The 15,350-nt window shown below is 57.7% G+C and carries 15 protein-coding genes; 3 read left to right on the forward strand and 12 right to left on the reverse strand.

All coding sequences use genetic code 11. The features are described 5' to 3' along the window. Nucleotides 1–11: 11 nt before the first annotated feature. Nucleotides 12–1,808 carry a gamma-glutamyltransferase gene (ggt, locus tag R5M92_RS05510; protein WP_346798444.1) on the reverse strand — a complete coding sequence of 599 codons (1,797 nt, stop codon included), beginning with the start codon at nucleotides 1,806–1,808 and terminating at the stop codon, nucleotides 12–14. Nucleotides 1,809–1,927: 119 nt separating this feature from the next. Beyond that, nucleotides 1,928–4,300 carry a phosphoenolpyruvate synthase gene (gene ppsA / locus R5M92_RS05515; protein ID WP_346798445.1) on the reverse strand — a complete coding sequence of 791 codons (2,373 nt, stop codon included), beginning with the start codon at nucleotides 4,298–4,300 and terminating at the stop codon, nucleotides 1,928–1,930. A 292-nt stretch (nucleotides 4,301–4,592) separates the two neighbouring features. Between ppsA and R5M92_RS05520 the strand changes: the two genes are divergently transcribed. Next, nucleotides 4,593–5,426, forward strand: a complete 834-nt coding sequence (locus tag R5M92_RS05520; protein WP_346798447.1) for a pyruvate, water dikinase regulatory protein — start codon at nucleotides 4,593–4,595, stop codon at nucleotides 5,424–5,426. Nucleotides 5,427–5,467: 41 nt separating this feature from the next. On the opposite strand, the gene R5M92_RS05525 is transcribed toward R5M92_RS05520, so the two are convergent. The 4 genes from R5M92_RS05525 to R5M92_RS05540 all read right to left on the reverse strand — a co-directional run bounded on the left by R5M92_RS05525 (nucleotide 5,468) and on the right by R5M92_RS05540 (nucleotide 8,528). Then, nucleotides 5,468–6,046 carry a hypoxanthine-guanine phosphoribosyltransferase gene (locus R5M92_RS05525; RefSeq protein ID WP_346798449.1) on the reverse strand — a complete coding sequence of 193 codons (579 nt, stop codon included), beginning with the start codon at nucleotides 6,044–6,046 and terminating at the stop codon, nucleotides 5,468–5,470. Nucleotides 6,047–6,209: 163 nt separating this feature from the next. Next, on the reverse strand, nucleotides 6,210–7,232 hold the full coding sequence (gene nagZ, locus R5M92_RS05530; RefSeq protein WP_346798451.1) for a beta-N-acetylhexosaminidase: 1,023 nt from the start codon (nucleotides 7,230–7,232) through the stop codon (nucleotides 6,210–6,212). Between the two features lie 125 nt (nucleotides 7,233–7,357). Beyond that, nucleotides 7,358–7,876, reverse strand: coding sequence for a L,D-transpeptidase (locus R5M92_RS05535; protein ID WP_346798453.1), 519 nt, complete (start codon nucleotides 7,874–7,876; stop codon nucleotides 7,358–7,360). Further along, the gene (locus tag R5M92_RS05540; protein WP_346798454.1) at nucleotides 7,857–8,528 is read right to left on the reverse strand and encodes a TetR/AcrR family transcriptional regulator; all 672 of its coding nucleotides are present in this window, start codon (nucleotides 8,526–8,528) and stop codon (nucleotides 7,857–7,859) included. The genes R5M92_RS05535 and R5M92_RS05540 overlap by 20 nt, the downstream gene beginning before the upstream one ends. A 288-nt stretch (nucleotides 8,529–8,816) precedes the next feature. Here R5M92_RS05540 and lexA point away from each other — a divergent pair, with 288 nt between their 5' ends. Further along, nucleotides 8,817–9,494: a transcriptional repressor LexA gene (lexA, locus tag R5M92_RS05545; RefSeq protein WP_346798456.1), complete on the forward strand. Its 678-nt coding sequence runs from the start codon at nucleotides 8,817–8,819 to the stop codon at nucleotides 9,492–9,494. A 48-nt stretch (nucleotides 9,495–9,542) separates the two neighbouring features. Here the strand turns inward: lexA and R5M92_RS05550 are convergent, their stop codons facing one another. Further along, nucleotides 9,543–10,214 (reverse strand): energy-coupling factor ABC transporter permease, encoded by a 672-nt coding sequence (locus tag R5M92_RS05550; RefSeq protein WP_346798458.1) that lies wholly within the window; start codon nucleotides 10,212–10,214, stop codon nucleotides 9,543–9,545. Nucleotides 10,215–10,239: 25 nt separating this feature from the next. Beyond that, nucleotides 10,240–11,094: a formyltetrahydrofolate deformylase gene (gene purU, locus R5M92_RS05555; RefSeq protein ID WP_346798460.1), complete on the reverse strand. Its 855-nt coding sequence runs from the start codon at nucleotides 11,092–11,094 to the stop codon at nucleotides 10,240–10,242. Between the two features lie 273 nt (nucleotides 11,095–11,367). Here purU and R5M92_RS05560 point away from each other — a divergent pair, with 273 nt between their 5' ends. Then, complete coding sequence (locus tag R5M92_RS05560; protein WP_346799260.1) at nucleotides 11,368–12,951, forward strand: ribonuclease J; 1,584 nt, start codon at nucleotides 11,368–11,370, stop codon at nucleotides 12,949–12,951. Between the two features lie 54 nt (nucleotides 12,952–13,005). Here R5M92_RS05560 and R5M92_RS05565 read toward each other — a convergent pair whose 3' ends face one another. The 4 genes from R5M92_RS05565 to mobB form a co-directional block, all read right to left on the reverse strand. Then, nucleotides 13,006–13,281, reverse strand: coding sequence for a hypothetical protein (locus R5M92_RS05565; RefSeq protein ID WP_346798462.1), 276 nt, complete (start codon nucleotides 13,279–13,281; stop codon nucleotides 13,006–13,008). Nucleotides 13,282–13,404: 123 nt separating this feature from the next. Continuing rightward, nucleotides 13,405–13,875 carry a molybdopterin synthase catalytic subunit MoaE gene (gene moaE / locus R5M92_RS05570; protein ID WP_346798464.1) on the reverse strand — a complete coding sequence of 157 codons (471 nt, stop codon included), beginning with the start codon at nucleotides 13,873–13,875 and terminating at the stop codon, nucleotides 13,405–13,407. A 7-nt stretch (nucleotides 13,876–13,882) separates the two neighbouring features. Continuing rightward, nucleotides 13,883–14,689, reverse strand: a complete 807-nt coding sequence (gene moaC, locus R5M92_RS05575) for a cyclic pyranopterin monophosphate synthase MoaC (protein ID WP_346798466.1) — start codon at nucleotides 14,687–14,689, stop codon at nucleotides 13,883–13,885. 66 nt (nucleotides 14,690–14,755) lie between these two features. Beyond that, nucleotides 14,756–15,349 carry a molybdopterin-guanine dinucleotide biosynthesis protein B gene (gene mobB / locus R5M92_RS05580; RefSeq protein WP_346798468.1) on the reverse strand — a complete coding sequence of 198 codons (594 nt, stop codon included), beginning with the start codon at nucleotides 15,347–15,349 and terminating at the stop codon, nucleotides 14,756–14,758. Nucleotide 15,350: the final 1 nt, after the last annotated feature.

The following is a 15,350-nucleotide window of genomic DNA, read 5'->3' on the forward strand; positions in this document are numbered from 1 at the left end:
CCAGGAAGGACTCAATCACCCATTACCACCCCTTCCCGGCGCGGATCGGCTCCCCCTCGCAACGTGCCATCTTCCTGACGTACCAGCGCTTGAAGACCGCTGGTCAGTTCTCTTTCACTTACCTCGTGGCCACGTTCTTGCAAGGCTTTCAGTGTTTCCTCGGGGAAGCGATCCTGCTCGAGATATACCGGCCCGCCCAAGGTGATCGCATGGGGCAATTCCAGTGCTTCCTGGGCATCCAACCCCCAATCGCGTAGGGCAGCAAGGGTACGTGCCGTGTAATGGATGATCGCCGCACCACCCGGTGAACCCAGGCTGGCCACCAACTCACCACTTTCCCGCTCGAAGACCAAGGTAGGGCTCATGCTGGAACGCGGCCGCTTACCCGGTTCGACCCGGTTGGCGACCGGTTCTCCATCGACTTCAGGAGTGAAAGAGAAATCAGTGAGCTCATTGTTGAGCAGGTAGCCTCCCGCTAGTCCAGTGCCACCATCGCTCATGATGCGTGACCCGAACGCCTGCTCGATAGTGGTGGTCATGGCCACGGCATTGCCCTCTTCATCCAAGATGCTGATATGGCTGGTGCCGTATTCCGGTTGCTGCGGTTGCGTCGCCCACGAGGTCGCAAGCTCTCCGGGCCGGCCCGGCTCGGCGTTCTCGCCCATGCTTACATCGTTTTCGATCAGCTCGGCGCGGGTCTGCAGGTACTCCGGCGCCAGCATTGTTTTCCAGTCCCCGCCCGGTGCCTCGACAAAATCGGGATCCGCGATATAGCGGCCGCGGTCGGCGAAGGCCAACCGCGAGGCCTCGAGGAATTGATGCAGATAAGTGTCGCCGGGCTCTCCCCCTTCAAGGGGCGCTTCCACCATCGGCAAATGATCGAGAATGCCGAGTATCTGCATGATGGTAAGGTGGCCTGAAGATGGCGGCGGAAAACCGCACACTTCCCATTGTTGCCATGGCGTGCAAAGCGGTTCCCGCTGCACGGCTTCATAGGTATTCAGATCTTCCAGTGTCAACTCGCCTGGGCGCTGCGGGTGTGATTGCACACGCGCCACCAGGTCTTCGGCGAATTCACCTTGATAGAGCGCCGCGCTACCCTGCTCGGCTATGGTACGCAAGATTGCGGCAAGAGCAGGGTTGCGCAGCGTTTCGCCCGCTTCAACCGGCTGTCCGTCTTGCGAGTAATAGAGCGTTCTAGCCAATTCGTCATCTTGCAGATAGGTCTCTTCCGCCACGCTGGTATGCAGGCGAGGGCTCACGGCAAAGCCCTCTTCCGCCAAGGTGATGGCGGGACTGAAAAGGTCCTTCCAGGGTAACTTTCCATGCTCGGCGTGAGCCATCTCCAGCACTCTCAACGTGCCCGGCACACCGACGGAAAGCCCGCTGGCAACCGCTTCCATGAACTCCAGCGGCTCACCCTCTTCATTCAGAAACAACGCTTCGTCCACGCCACTCGGTGCCGTTTCGCGGCCATCGTAGGCCTGTACCTCGTTGCCGTCATAATGCATGAGAAATGCCCCACCGCCGATGCCGCTGGATTGCGGTTCCACCAGGGCAAGTACCATCTGTACCGCTACGGTGGCATCAATGGCGCTACCACCCGCCTTGAGTACCTGGTAGCCAGCATCGGTCGCCAGCGGATTGGCTGCCGCCACGGCGAAACGCTCCGCCGACCAGCCCGGTTTCTCTTCATAGCCGGAGGCAACCTCGGGCTCGATCGAAGGGGAATTGTAGGTAAAGGCAAGCGCCGACATCGGCAGCGCCAGCAAGCATGAGAAGGTGCCAAAGCTGAGCCGTTGAAGCATGACCGATTCCTTCAATGAAGTTCAGGAGGGTGAAATGAGCATAGTCGATATTTCCGCATCACAATGCAAACGCCCGGCATAAGCCGGGCGTCTGTCGGAACATGGAGCTAGCGATACGATCAGGCGATCTGTTCTCCCGCCAGCATGAACCAGGTTTCCAGTACCGCATCGGGGTTCAACGAAACGGAATCGATGCCTTGCTCCATCAGCCATTTGGCCAGGTCCGGGTGATCCGAGGGCCCTTGACCACAAATCCCCACATATTTCCCCTGAGCCTTGCACGCCTCGATTGCCATGGCCAACAACTTCTTCACTGCCGGGTTACGCTCGTCGAACAGGTGAGCGACAATACCCGAGTCGCGATCCAACCCCAGCGTAAGCTGAGTCAGGTCATTGGAGCCGATCGAGAAGCCATCGAAATATTTCAGGAACTCATCCGCCAGCAGGGCGTTGGCCGGCAGCTCGCACATCATGATGACTTTGAGACCGTTATCGCCCCGCCTGAGCCCATTGGCTGCCAGGAGCTCCACCACCTCGCGCGCTTCATCCGTGGTACGTACGAACGGCACCATGATCTCGATATTGTCCAGGCCCATCTCTTCGCGGACTCGCTTGAGCGCACGACACTCCAGCTCGAAACAGGGGCGGAAGGCGTCGGAGATGTAACGTGACGCCCCGCGGAAACCGAGCATGGGATTCTCTTCTCCCGGCTCATACAGCTTGCCGCCGATCAGGTTTTCGTACTCGTTGGACTTGAAGTCGGATAGCCGAACTATTACCCGCTGGGGATGGAAAGCCGCCGCCAAGGTGGAAATACCCTCCACCAGCTTGTCGACATAAAAGCTGACCGGATCGGCATATCCCGCCGTACGCAAATCGATGATCTGTTGCAGATCAGAAGGTAGCGTATCGTACTCCAGCAGCGCCTTGGGGTGGACCCCGATCATGCGATTGATGATGAATTCGAGCCGCGCCAGCCCGACCCCGGCGTGGGGCAAGCCAGCAAAACCGAAGGCGCGATCGGGGTTACCCACGTTCATCATGATCTTGAACGGAATCTCGGGCATGGACTCGACACTGGAAACCTTGCAGTCGAACTCCAGCAAGCCTTCGTAGACATGGCCGGTATCGCCTTCGGCACAGGAGACGGTCACGTCCCGCCCCTCTTCCAGCAGCTGTGTGGCGTCACCGCATCCCACCACTGCAGGGATACCCAGCTCGCGGGCAATAATGGCGGCATGACAGGTTCGCCCGCCCCGGTTGGTCACGATGGCCGAGGCGCGCTTCATGATCGGCTCCCAATCAGGGTCGGTCATGTCGGTGACCAACACATCACCCGGATTGACCTTCTCCATCTCATCGGGAGAAAGCACGATCTTTACCGCCCCGCGGCCGATACGCTGACCGATGGCACGGCCGGTAACCAGGGTTCTGCCTTTTTCCTTGAGATGGAAGCGTTCCAGCTTGCCGCCTTCCTGCTGGGACACCACCGTTTCGGGCCGAGCCTGGACGATGTACAGCTCGCCATCGTCGCCGTCCAGCGCCCATTCGATATCCATGGGGCGGCCATAATGCTGCTCGATGGTGACGGCCTGGCGCGCCAATGCCATGACCTGGTCATCGCCGATACAGAAGCGGTTTCGATCGGCCAAGGGAACATCCACGGTAGCGACTGACTTGCCGGCACTGGTCTGCTCGGTATACACCATCTTGATCAACTTGGAACCCAGATTGCGGCGCAATACCGCAGGCCGTGAGGCCGCCAGGGTGGGCTTGTGCACGTAGAATTCATCGGGGTTGACGGCGCCCTGGACCACGGTCTCGCCCAGCCCCCACGAGCCGGTGACGAAAACGGCATCGCGGTAACCGGACTCGGTATCCAGTGTGAACATCACGCCGCTGGCGCCGGTTTCCGAGCGCACCATTTTCTGCACGCCCGCCGATAACGCGACGTTCTCATGAGCGTAGCCACGATGCACCCGATACGAAATGGCACGGTCGTTGAACAGCGAGGCGAAGACCTCATGTACCGCTCGCTTGATATTGTCGAAGCCTTCGATATTGAGGAAGGTTTCCTGCTGGCCGGCAAACGATGCATCGGGGAGATCTTCAGCAGTGGCGGAACTGCGCACGGCGACCTTGAGATCCTGATGCCTGGACTGCAGTGAGTCATAGGCTTCGCGCAGGGCGTTTTCGAACGCCGGGGGCAGGGGCGTATCGATAATCCACTGACGAATCTGCGACCCTACCGTAGCCAGTTCCTTTACATCATCCACATCCAGCCGAGCCAAAGCCTGGTTGATGCGTTCGTTGAGTCCTTCATGGGACAGAAACTCACGGTAGGCATGAGCGGTGGTGGCAAAGCCTCCCGGCACCGTGACGCCGGCGCCCGCCAGGTTCGAAATCATCTCGCCGAGTGATGCGTTTTTTCCCCCCACGCGTTCGACATCGGCCATACCTAGCTGATTGAACCACAGAATGTACTCTTCCACGCAACCCCCTTGTATAACGCTACCGTTTGGCCCAGGAGGGCCGCCAGAAATGGACGCTGTCACCCTATCACCGCACCGGGGTATTCGCCATTGGTCTAACATCGAAGGGAGTGAAGGTTTTTTACAACAAACAGGGGAATTCGCTCATTTCTGTAGTCGCGCCGCAGGAAATTTCAGCTACGAGAGTAAACCCGATGCACGAGCAAGGGGAAGAGGCGAAAACCGTTGTACACTCCAGAGCCTCGGCCGACAATACCGTTTTCTTATACTTATTCGTGCAAGGGCCAGGCAGATGACACGCACCGCTTTTTTCATTTCCGATGGTACTGGTATAACGGCGGAGAGTCTGGGACGCAGCCTGTTAGCGCAGTTTTCCAATGTCGAAATCGCCATGATAACCAAGCCCTACGTGGACACACTGGACAAGGCGCGGGAGCTGCTCAAGGTGATCGAAGCGACAGCAGCCCGGGACGGCCATCGCCCCTTGATCATCGACACCATCGTCGACCAGGGCATACGAGATGTCATTCGCCAGGCGCCGGGCTTCAAGGCGGATATCTTCTCTACCTTCCTTGAGCCGCTGGAACAGGAGTTGAATACCCACTCCTCCTACAGCGTGGGGCGCACCCATTCGATCGGCAGCGAGGATGTCTACATGGATCGCATCCATTCGGTACATTTCGCCCTGGACAACGATGACGGCGCTCGAACCCATCAATACGACCAGGCCGATATCATTCTCGTCGGCGTATCACGCTGCGGCAAAACGCCGACGTCACTTTACCTGGCACTTCAATTCGGAATTCGTGCGGCCAACTATCCGCTCACCGAAGATGACCAGGACGAGGATGGCGTCCTGAAACTGCCGAAATCCCTCGCTCCGCATCGCCACAAGCTGTTCGGCTTGACCATCGACCCGCGGCGCTTGGCCGCCATTCGCCATGAACGGCGGCCCAACAGCCGTTACAGCTCAATGGATCAATGCATGCAGGAAGTGGAACAGGCGGAATCGCTCTACCGTACGATGAATATCCCCTCTATCGACACCACCCGCTTTTCCGTTGAGGAGATATCCACCCGCATGATTGCCGAAACCGGTTTGGCACGGCGCTTCTCGCCCCGTTGAATGAACTCATCACGCCCCGGCCCATGGCTGTGGGCGCTGAGTCATAGCCCCTTGGGAGCGAAGATGCCGGGTGCGTTGCGCCAGTAGCCCTTGTAGTCCATGCCGAAACCGAACACATAACGGTCCACGACTTCCAGGCTGCAGTAATCGGCCTTGAGCCCCGGCACCGCCTTGCGATCGTGAGTCTTGTCGACTAGAACCGCGGTGGTGATGCTGGCTGCCTTGGCCTCTCGGCAGTAGGCCAGGATCGCCGCCAACGTCGCGCCTTCGTCCAGAATGTCATCGACGATCACGACGTGACGCCCCGCCATGGGAATCTCGGGCGAGACCCGCCAGAAAAGCTCTCCGCCACGCAACTCATTGCGATACCGGGTGGCATGCAGGTAATCCACTTCCAGGGGAAAACCCAGACGAGTCAAGAGATGGCCGGTAGTGATCAAGCCGCCATTCATCACGCAATAGAATACGGGCAGTTTATCGCCCAGGTCCCGGGTAATTTCTGCGGCCATTCGATCCAGGGCAAGCTCGACTTCCTCTTGGGAAATCAGGCAATCGGCGTTATCCATGACCTCACGCATGGTGGCAAGAGACTCTAACGCCTCCTTATCCAGCTTCGGCATTGCTGCACTGCTCCATTGGTAACTGATGGGAAAAACATATACATAAAAACATAGACATAACCGTCATGAGTAAAACGGTTATGGGTAAAAACGCTTGAAATCTATTGCGGACCCTAGCGACATGAACAGGATGGAACTCGCACAGACCTAATGCGCCGATGGATCAGCTAGAGCCCTCGGCGGCAAGTGCCTCGAGACGGGCATGGGTGCGACGCCATCGGGCCAGAGCGGTCAGGGCTTCCAGATTCGGCCTGGCTCGGCCATAGCGCAATTTTGCAGCTCGACGGCAATCTAGGCTCTCGCAACTTTCCAGCACCTCAACCGCCGCCTCGCGGTCGTTGCATACCAGCAGCATGTCGCAGCCGGCATCCAGCGCGGCCCGAGCCCGCTCACTGGGGCTCCCCGCCTCGTGGGCACCGGCCATGCTCAAGTCATCGGAAAATATACAGCCCTTGAAGCCCAGAGACTCACGCAACATTCCCAGCCAGCTCGGCGAGAACCCTGCGGGACGCGAATCGAAGGCGCTGTAGACGACATGTGCCGGCATGATGCCATCCAGCTGGGAGGCAAGGTGGGTGAACGGTACAAGATCGGTGGCCTTCAGGGTGTCCAGCGAACGTTCATCCACCGGCAACTCCAGATGAGAATCGGCAGCTATTCCGCCATGGCCGGGGAAGTGCTTTCCTACCGCCGCCATGCCGGCTTCGTGCAAGCCGTGGATAAAGGCCTCCCCCAGGCGAGCCACCCGTTTGGGGTCGGCACCGAAGCTACGATCGCCGATCACGCTGGAAACACCGGTATCAACATCAAGCACCGGGGCAAAGCTCAGATCGAGTCCGCAAGCAGCCATCTCCATGCCCAGCAACCATCCGGCGTCCTTGGCGATACGCAGCGTGGTTTCAGGATCTTCCTGATAAAGCCCGCCTAAAGTGGCCATCGACGGCAATCGCGTCACACCGGACTGGATGCGCTGCACCCGCCCCCCCTCCTGGTCCACCGATAGCAACAACTCGGGCCTTATCCGGCGAATATCGGCGCATAGCTCACGCACTTGAGTGCCATCGACAACATTGCGCGCAAACAGAATCACACCACCGACGGCGGGATGCTGCAATAACCGCTCATCATCCTTGGTCAGGTGTGTCCCCTCGAGGTCGAGCATCACGGAGCCGATCGTCTGGGTCATGGAGTGACATCCTGAAAATGGGGCGATAATTCTAGACCAAAGTGGTGCCTGGATGCGACAGCAACGCAAACACAGCCATTAGCCTCGAGATTCCATCACACCTCTCACGAATGAGCGCCGTTATTTCACCCGTGAATCCATACAGCAGTGCCTGGCCTGGCCTGGTCGAACAGCGCCATAAGGTCTGCGTCGCGCATGCGTATACAACCATGGGAGCGCGCGACACCCATCGGCTGGTCGAGAGGTGTACCATGCAGATAAATATAGCGTCTTTGGGAATCCACGCTCCCGCCCCGATTGACACCAGGCTCCAGTCCGCACAGCCAGAGGATCCGCGTCAGTATCCAGTCGCGCTCGGGATAGCGCTCGGCCAAGGCTTCGCTAAAAATCTCACCGGTCGGCCGACGGCCGCGAAACACACTTCCCGGCGGCTTTTCCCGACCGATATGGGCACGAATATAGTGCCATCCCAGCGGGGTTCTGCCGCTACCCTCCTCCTGGCCGGTTCCCGCTTGTGCCGTGGAAACCTGACATGACCATTGCACCTCCTGACCGTGCCATAGCACCAGGCACTGGTCGGCAATATCGATTTCCACCCAGGCAGCAGCTTTCGGAGGAAGGGTTTCAAGTCGCGGCGTGTACATGACGCTCCCCTGCCGGTTCCGGCAACGGTGCATTCATCGCCGCGACCACCACCGGGCGCATGCGGCGAACCAGATCCTTTACCGTTACCTGTTCCTGATAATCCTTGGCGGCAATGTCGCGCAAAGCGTCCAGTCCCGAAAGCGTGAAGATCACCGTCCCCAACATGAAATGAAGGCGCCAGAAACGTTCGGCATCGGGCAGCTCGGGAGTTGCCTGGCGGACCAGTTCGGTAAAGCGTGTGAAAGCTTCCCCGTACTCCGACTGGATATGCCGGCGCAAATGTCCTTGGGCCTGGCTATAGGCAAGCCCCAGAAGACGCATGAACACTTTTAGGCTGTTGCGTTCCGCCGGTACTTCCAGAACCGTCCTGGCCATGGTCTCGAGCAGTTCTTCCAGCGGGATGACTTGTCCGTTGTAACGGTTTTCCAACTCATCCAGAGCCGCATGAAAGCGCTGGGTAAAGGGATCGAGATAGCGGGAAAAAACGGCTTGTATCAATGCTTTCTTGGAACCGAAGTGATAATTGACCGCCGCCAGGTTGACCTTCGCCTTGCTGGTGATATTGCGCAAGGATGTCTCCGCAAACCCCCTTTCGGCAAACAGCACCTCCGCCGTATCGAGAATACGGGTAACGGTATCAGATTGGGCCATAGGGGAGCTCTCCGGATAAACGTATGTTTAAAACAGAACAAAAGCTTACGTTATTGCAGATCGACTCTCAACGATTGAAATGCCGTGGAATTTCAATTAGTAAATTCTATTTTAAAACGCACGACTGAAGCTGACGAGTAGTACTGACGAACTAGAGCTTGAACAGGACGGAACATGATAGGTCGGATTGGGTCATATACTGGACAGAGCAACATGCTGTATACTTAACCATTAGTGTAATGTTAACACGACCATTTTCAGCAACTTGACGACTCCATGGAGCTTGCCATGTCTCGACCCTTAACAGCTCGCCAACAACATGTCTACGACTTCATCGTAAAGACCATGAACGAGCTGGGATATCCGCCGACACGGGCAGAGATCGCCAAAGCGCTTGGCTTTCGCTCACCCAATGCTGCAGAAGAGCATCTACGGGCGCTGGAGCGCAAGGGGGCGATACGCATCATTCGCCATACTTCCCGTGGTATCCGCCTCCCCTCGCAGGAGCCACAGGAACCGGCGGAGCTTATGGAAGGGACGGAAAGCCCGGCGGAAGCCACCTTTCCACAAGGCTTGCCGGTGATCGGTGAAGTTGCAGCCGGCAGTCCGGTACTCGCCGCTGAGCATATCGATCGTTACTGCCCGCTGCCTCCTGAGTACTTCACTCCCCGTGCAGATTACCTGTTGCGCGTGCGCGGTTTATCGATGAAGGATGCCGGCATTCTGGAGGGCGATTTGCTTGCGGTGCATCGTACCGAGAAGGTACGTAACGGCCAGATCGTCGTAGCCCGTCTGGGAGAGGAAGTCACGGTGAAACGTTTCTTGCGTCAGGGTCACCGAGTGACGCTTGAAGCGGAAAATGCCGATTTCCCTGCTATCGAAGTGGATCTACGCCATCAGCCCCTGGAAATAGAAGGTGTGGGTGTCGGCGTCATCCGTGGCGGCAATGGCCAGGCCTTGGGCTAGCGAGACAGGGACTGTCGCAAGGATGCATCACTCCTTACTTACTCCTCGTCATTTGGTATCGATGTAGCGGTGGCCGTTCAAGGTGGCCACCCATTCGGGACGATACACCACCATGATGCTGAACAGCATGCCGGTGATAAGCGCCTCAGAGGGCATCAGTAACGGCAAGAACCGCGCATACTCCTGCGCCAGGTAGAAGGCGTCGGGACTCGTCGTTCCCGCCCAGACCGCCAATACGACAGTCAACCCACCCGCCAGGGTCGCCAGAGCGGACCCAAAGAAGCCACACACAAAGATATAAACCATCAGATGGTCGGGTAGATAGCGATCCACCAGGCGCCAGACCACCACCACCACCAGCGCCGGTATCACACCGGTGACCAGGATGTTGACGCCCAGCAGCGGCCAGTCATTGCGCCCGATCGCGATCATGGCGCCATTCACCAGCACGTTGGTAATCAGGGCCAGGGGCGCCTTGAACAGCAGCGTCATCAGGGCGGTAAAAACCAGATGAAGGGTCAACCAGTCGACCGCCTGGGCACGCATCTGCCACATCAAGGCAATGGCGACCGTCGCTCCCAACCAGCGATGCTGCAGTGCAGAGTCTTCTATTAGCGTCCGCCAAGGGCGCTGCTGCAGCGCCAGCAATACAAATCCGACGGCCAGAAGCGCGCCAAGCCATAGCACCCATGGAGCCAATACCACTTCGTCAAACGACATACCCCTTTTTCTCCGTCGGGTCCGCTTAACTGAATACCACGGTCTTGTTGCCGTGAATCAACACTCGATCTTCCAGATGCCAGCGCAAGCCTCGCGCCAGCACTGCCTTCTCCACATCCCGCCCGAACCTCACCAGGTCCGTTGGCGTATGGCAATGGCTGACTCGATGAATATCCTGCTCGATGATAGGCCCAGCATCCAGTTCCTCAGTGACATAGTGACAGGTGGCACCGATAAGCTTAACGCCCCGTTCATAGGCCTGGTGGTAGGGCTTGGCACCGGCAAAAGACGGCAGGAAACTGTGATGGATATTGATCACCTTGCCGATATAGCGCTGGCATAGCGCCGGGGGCAATATCTGCATGTAGCGAGCCAGGACGATACAGTCGGCTTCCATTGCGTCGATACAGGCCTGAACCTTGGCAAAAGCGGACTCCTTGTCGGCTGGATCCACCGGCACATGGTAATACGTGATGCCATACCACTCCGCCAAGGAGCGCATATCGTCGTGGTTGGAAATCACCCCGACGATATCGCAGTCCAACTCCCCCGCCTGCCAGCGATACAGCAAGTCCACCAGGCAGTGGGACTCCCGGGAGACCATCAGCACCACCCGCTGTCGCTTTCGCGTATCGGTCAGAGCCCATTGCATCTCGAATTCCCGGGCCACCGGTTCGAAGGCTAGCCGCAGAGAGGCAGACGACATCTCCAGCGAATCGGCCAGAATTTCGTAACGCATGAAGAAGCGCCCGGTCTCGAGATCGGAATGCTGGCTGGCCTCGGTGATCGATCCTCCCTGCTGGGCAATAAAGCCCGATACTCGAGCGACAATCCCGACCTTGTCGGGGCAGGAAACAATCAAGCGATAATAATGAGACATGAACCAACCATCTTAGGGGAAGACGAAAAAGATCGAGTCCCGCGGCGCTTGACGCTGAGCGGAACCGACAACGATGCGGCCTAGTCTAGCGAAACCCGAGACGCCACGCACCGCCTCTCGCCTTCCGATTGTGAGACCTTGCTTCAATCCCGTATAGTTACGATCTACATTCAAGGTTTACGTTTATCAATGTTTTCACCGCGTGTTCATGTTCGCCCCCGCCGTCGCCAGCCACTGCACTTCTTGCCACTGGGCGGCTGTGGTGAAATCGGGATGAATCTGAGCCTTTACGCTTACGATTCACACTGGATCAGTATCGATTGCGGCATGATGATTCGGCAGGACCTGCCCGATTCTCCTCTTCAGGTCCCCAATCTGGATACGGCCAAGGCCCTGGGCATCATCCCCCAGGCCCTTTTCATCACCCATGGACATGAAGATCATATTGGCGCGGTAGCCTGGTTGTGGCCACACTGGGGATGCCCCATCTACGCCACACCACTGGCTGGGGCGCTGCTACGCTTGAAATTCGCCGAGCGCAACTTGAGTCCCGCCGCAATACATATCGTCGAACCCGGCGAGGCCCTGGAAAGCGGTCCCTTTACCTTGCGCTACCTGCCAGTCACCCACTCCATTCCCGAAAGCTGCGCCTTGATGGTATCGGTTGGTCCATACCGTCTACTGCATACTGGTGACTGGAAACTCGACTCGGATCCGTTAATCGGCACTCCGGTAACGGCAGCGCAATTTCGCGCCCTGGCTCCCGTCGACCTGGTGGTCGGCGATTCCACCAACGCACCGATGCCCGGCCATTCAGGGAGCGAAGGCGAGGTCGCTGCCGCCCTGGAGCGCACCTTGCGCCAATGTCCCGGCCGAGTCGTGGTGTCATGCTTTGCCAGCAACCTGGCGAGAATCAGCGCAATCGGCCAGGCGGCAAGACGTTGCGGGCGTAGAGTCAGTCTGATGGGACGCTCCATGGAGCGCATGGTGTCGGTCGCACGCGGTCTGGGTTACCTTGAAGACTTTCCCTCTCTCGTTCCTCTCCACGATCTGGGTTACTTGCCTCCCGACGAAATCGTGGTCATTGCCACCGGTAGCCAGGGCGAACCGCGAGCGGCACTGCATCGCCTGGTCCAGGGACACCACCCGCTTTTCGAATTGAAGCCTGACGATAGCGTCATTTTTTCGGCAAAGGCGATTCCCGGAAACGAGCGCCTCATCGAGCGTTTGAAGCAAGGCCTCGACCGTCTCGGCGTAACAGTTTATGACGAGTTCTCTCATCCCGAACTGCATGCCACTGGGCACCCGGCGCAAGAGGAACTCAAGAAACTTTATCAGTGGCTTCAGCCGGGTCACTTGCTGCCCGTCCATGGGGAAGCGCGTCATCAGCAGGCCCATCAGCAACTTGCCTCCGAGCTGGGCATCGAGGCACCCTTGGCGCCGGTCAATGGCGATCTCATTCGCTTCGACAACGATGGGCTTAACCTCGAGCGCCGTCATCCTCAGCCACCCTGCATCGTCAGCCAGAACAGCGTGGTTCCCCACCCAGGGCTTGAAGCGAACAATAGAAACAGACGCCACGGCAGTCTTTACCTGGCTCTTTCGGTTACCGCTACTGAAACCGGCTGGAGTCGCATCGGCAGGCTGATTCTGGATAATAGTGAAACGAGCCCGATGGATGAACAAAGCTTTACCGACTGGCTGGACGAGCAAGTGGAGGAGATACATGCCGAGACGCTGGCAGAACTGAGGTTAGCGTTGCAACCCCGCTTGATAGGTTGGCTTGCCGAACACCTGCATCGTATGCCCGATGTCCATTTGCAGATAATGGCAGCGGAAATGCCCGCCGATTCCTGAGCCAGGTCGGGATGGTTGTCAGTACACCGCAAGCGATGTAGGTATCATCTTCGCTTATTTCTTCTTGGGAGGACGGCCGCGCCTGGGTGTTTCAGCAATCAGGTCATCCATCGACAATCCTGCGCTTTCCATGGCCTCGCGAATCTCCGCAAGCTTTTTTTCCTTCCTTGCCTCTTGTTGACGACGCTCGATCTCCAGCTGCTGCTTGTGTTCGATGACCTCCTGAATGACCGTGGCCAGTTTATTCAACTGTTCCATGCTCAATTGTCGCGCAGCGGCACGGGCGACATTCTTGTTTCGGGCAAATTGTTCCAGCGTCTCGCCTGCCATACTTTACTCCTTGAGACATTAGTTGAAATCCATGATCGCTTTCTGGTGAAACAGCAAGATTCATCTTGTTGTGTAAAAAAGTATAACGATCAACAGAGACTTGGCAAGGAGTACGACCAGCGCCTATTTTTCATCAAATGCCTCCCAACGCTGAGCGTCCCGCTGGTCCGAGGCACGCTCCTTTACCCAATAAGCGCCCTTTTCGGCGTGCTCCTTTTTCCAGAAAGGCGCCCGGGTCTTGAGGAAGTCCATGATGAAATCACAAGCGCAGAATGCCTCTCGTCGATGTGCCCCGGTTACCATTACCAGCACGATAGGATCGCCCGGACTTAGATAGCCCACCCGATGGATGATTCGCACACCGTCCAGCGTCCATCGCCGCGCTGCCTCCTGGGCGATAGCGTCAAGACTGGCTTCCGTCATTCCCGGATAGTGCTCGAGTGTCAAACCCGTCACCTCGGGGGTTTCATTGAAATCCCGCACCAGACCAGTGAAACTAACCACCGCACCAATATGCGTATTGCCAGCCAGCAATGCCTGCTGCTCGTGGCCGATATCAAAGTGTTCTTCCTGAACCTTTACCGATAGCTGCATGGCTACATCATCCTCCCGTCACAGGCGGGAAGAAGGCCACTTCATCGTCATCGGTGACCCGTGTAGTGTCATTTGCCATGACCTGGTTGACCGCACAAAGTACCCGCTCCTCACTCAATAAAGCGAAACGAGAATCGCGCTGCACAAGCGCCGACTTCAAACCCGCCACATCACGCCTGGGTAAGCTATCCAGACTTAGCACAATGTCATTGATATTCAGGCGTTCCCGCAGTTCGGCGAGGAACTTGATCCGCACACAGGGGGAAGGACAACGCTCACCCAACGATACTTCTCCCGTCGCGCCTTCTCCGGTGACAATCGGCACGGGCGCAACGTTTTTATTTTCACGCTGATAATCACCGCTCTTGCCGCCCTGCTTCTTATCCAGCTGGATAGCTTCGATCCGCATATCCTTGTCGACGGCCTTGCACATGTCGTACAGGGTGAGACACGCCACGGAAACCGCCGTCAATGCTTCCATTTCCACACCGGTGCGTCCATGCAGGCGGCAGGTAGCCTTCACTTCCACGCAAGAGCGCGAGGAATCCAGCGTAAAATCGACTGACACCTTGGACAGCGCCAGGGAATGGCAAAGCGGAATCAGCTCGTGAGTTCGCTTGGCCGCCTGTATTCCGGCGATACGCGCGGTGGCCAGGACATCGCCCTTGGGCAGCCCACCTTCAGCCAGCAGCGCCAATGTTGCGGGCTGCATGTTGATTCGCCCCGATGCCACGGCCTCCCGGTGGCTTTCTGGCTTGTCTCCAACATCCACCATGTTGGCTTCCCCATGCGCGTTAAGGTGCGTCAGTGGCATCTTGTCTCCCTCTTCATGGCTGTATGGCTGTGTATCGTCTCGTAAACCTGATGCAGACGCCACGGCTTATCGTGTCGGCTTGTCTTCGGTCAGGCCTCGACTTATCTCTTGCTTCCACTTGGCCGGCCAGGCCGCCACCCAATCGGCGATTGCGCTAATATCGTCAAGTTCCAATCTCGCCACGTCATCGGCGAGCGCCAGTTCATCCAGACAGTTCGACGCCACCGCCCTTATCCAGCCATTCTGGTTGACAAGCTGATCGGAACCGACCGACTCGCGATAAAGTGCCAACTTGGGAATCGGCCAGTTCTTGAACCCCTCCACCAGAATCAAGTCGGGTTCGTGGCTATATAACGAATGAATCAAGTGGGCCAGGTCAGGCTCCTGCTGACCGGGCGTTTCCATCATCAAGGCAAAACGGTTGCGCGACGCTACCAGCATGGGACTCGCACCGGCAACACGCAGGCGATGGCTATCCTTGCCCGGCTGGTCCACGTCGAATTCATGATGAGCATGCTTGATAACGGCCACGCACAACCCTCGTAAACGCAGCAAAGGCAAGAGCGTTTCCAATAACGTGGTCTTGCCGGTACCACTCCACGCAGCAATTCCCAACAGAGGGAACTCCGGTTCGAATCGCAACGTGGCCGGTGTGGACATG

It is taken from the genome of Halomonas sp. Bachu 37, assembly GCF_039691755.1.
GTDB classification, from domain to species: domain Bacteria; phylum Pseudomonadota; class Gammaproteobacteria; order Pseudomonadales; family Halomonadaceae; genus Vreelandella; species Vreelandella kashgarensis.

Bases quoted from the DNA above. Each gene is read 5' to 3' on its own strand.
- ggt (WP_346798444.1), bottom strand. From the start codon at position 1,808: ATGCTTCAACGGCTCAGCTTTGGCACCTTCTCATGCTTGCTGGCGCTG.
- moaE (WP_346798464.1), bottom strand. From the start codon at position 13,875: ATGCAGCTATCGGTAAAGGTTCAGGAAGAACACTTTGATATCGGCCAC.
- R5M92_RS05535 (WP_346798453.1), bottom strand. From the start codon at position 7,876: ATGTACACGCCGCGACTTGAAACCCTTCCTCCGAAAGCTGCTGCCTGG.
- lexA (WP_346798456.1), top strand. From the start codon at position 8,817: ATGTCTCGACCCTTAACAGCTCGCCAACAACATGTCTACGACTTCATC.
- R5M92_RS05520 (WP_346798447.1), top strand. From the start codon at position 4,593: ATGACACGCACCGCTTTTTTCATTTCCGATGGTACTGGTATAACGGCG.
- nagZ (WP_346798451.1), bottom strand. From the start codon at position 7,232: ATGACCCAGACGATCGGCTCCGTGATGCTCGACCTCGAGGGGACACAC.
- R5M92_RS05540 (WP_346798454.1), bottom strand. From the start codon at position 8,528: ATGGCCCAATCTGATACCGTTACCCGTATTCTCGATACGGCGGAGGTG.
- mobB (WP_346798468.1), bottom strand. From the start codon at position 15,349: ATGTCCACACCGGCCACGTTGCGATTCGAACCGGAGTTCCCTCTGTTG.
- purU (WP_346798460.1), bottom strand. From the start codon at position 11,094: ATGTCTCATTATTATCGCTTGATTGTTTCCTGCCCCGACAAGGTCGGG.
- R5M92_RS05525 (WP_346798449.1), bottom strand. From the start codon at position 6,046: ATGCCGAAGCTGGATAAGGAGGCGTTAGAGTCTCTTGCCACCATGCGT.
- moaC (WP_346798466.1), bottom strand. From the start codon at position 14,689: ATGCCACTGACGCACCTTAACGCGCATGGGGAAGCCAACATGGTGGAT.
- R5M92_RS05565 (WP_346798462.1), bottom strand. From the start codon at position 13,281: ATGGCAGGCGAGACGCTGGAACAATTTGCCCGAAACAAGAATGTCGCC.
- R5M92_RS05560 (WP_346799260.1), top strand. From the start codon at position 11,368: ATGAATCTGAGCCTTTACGCTTACGATTCACACTGGATCAGTATCGAT.
- R5M92_RS05550 (WP_346798458.1), bottom strand. From the start codon at position 10,214: ATGTCGTTTGACGAAGTGGTATTGGCTCCATGGGTGCTATGGCTTGGC.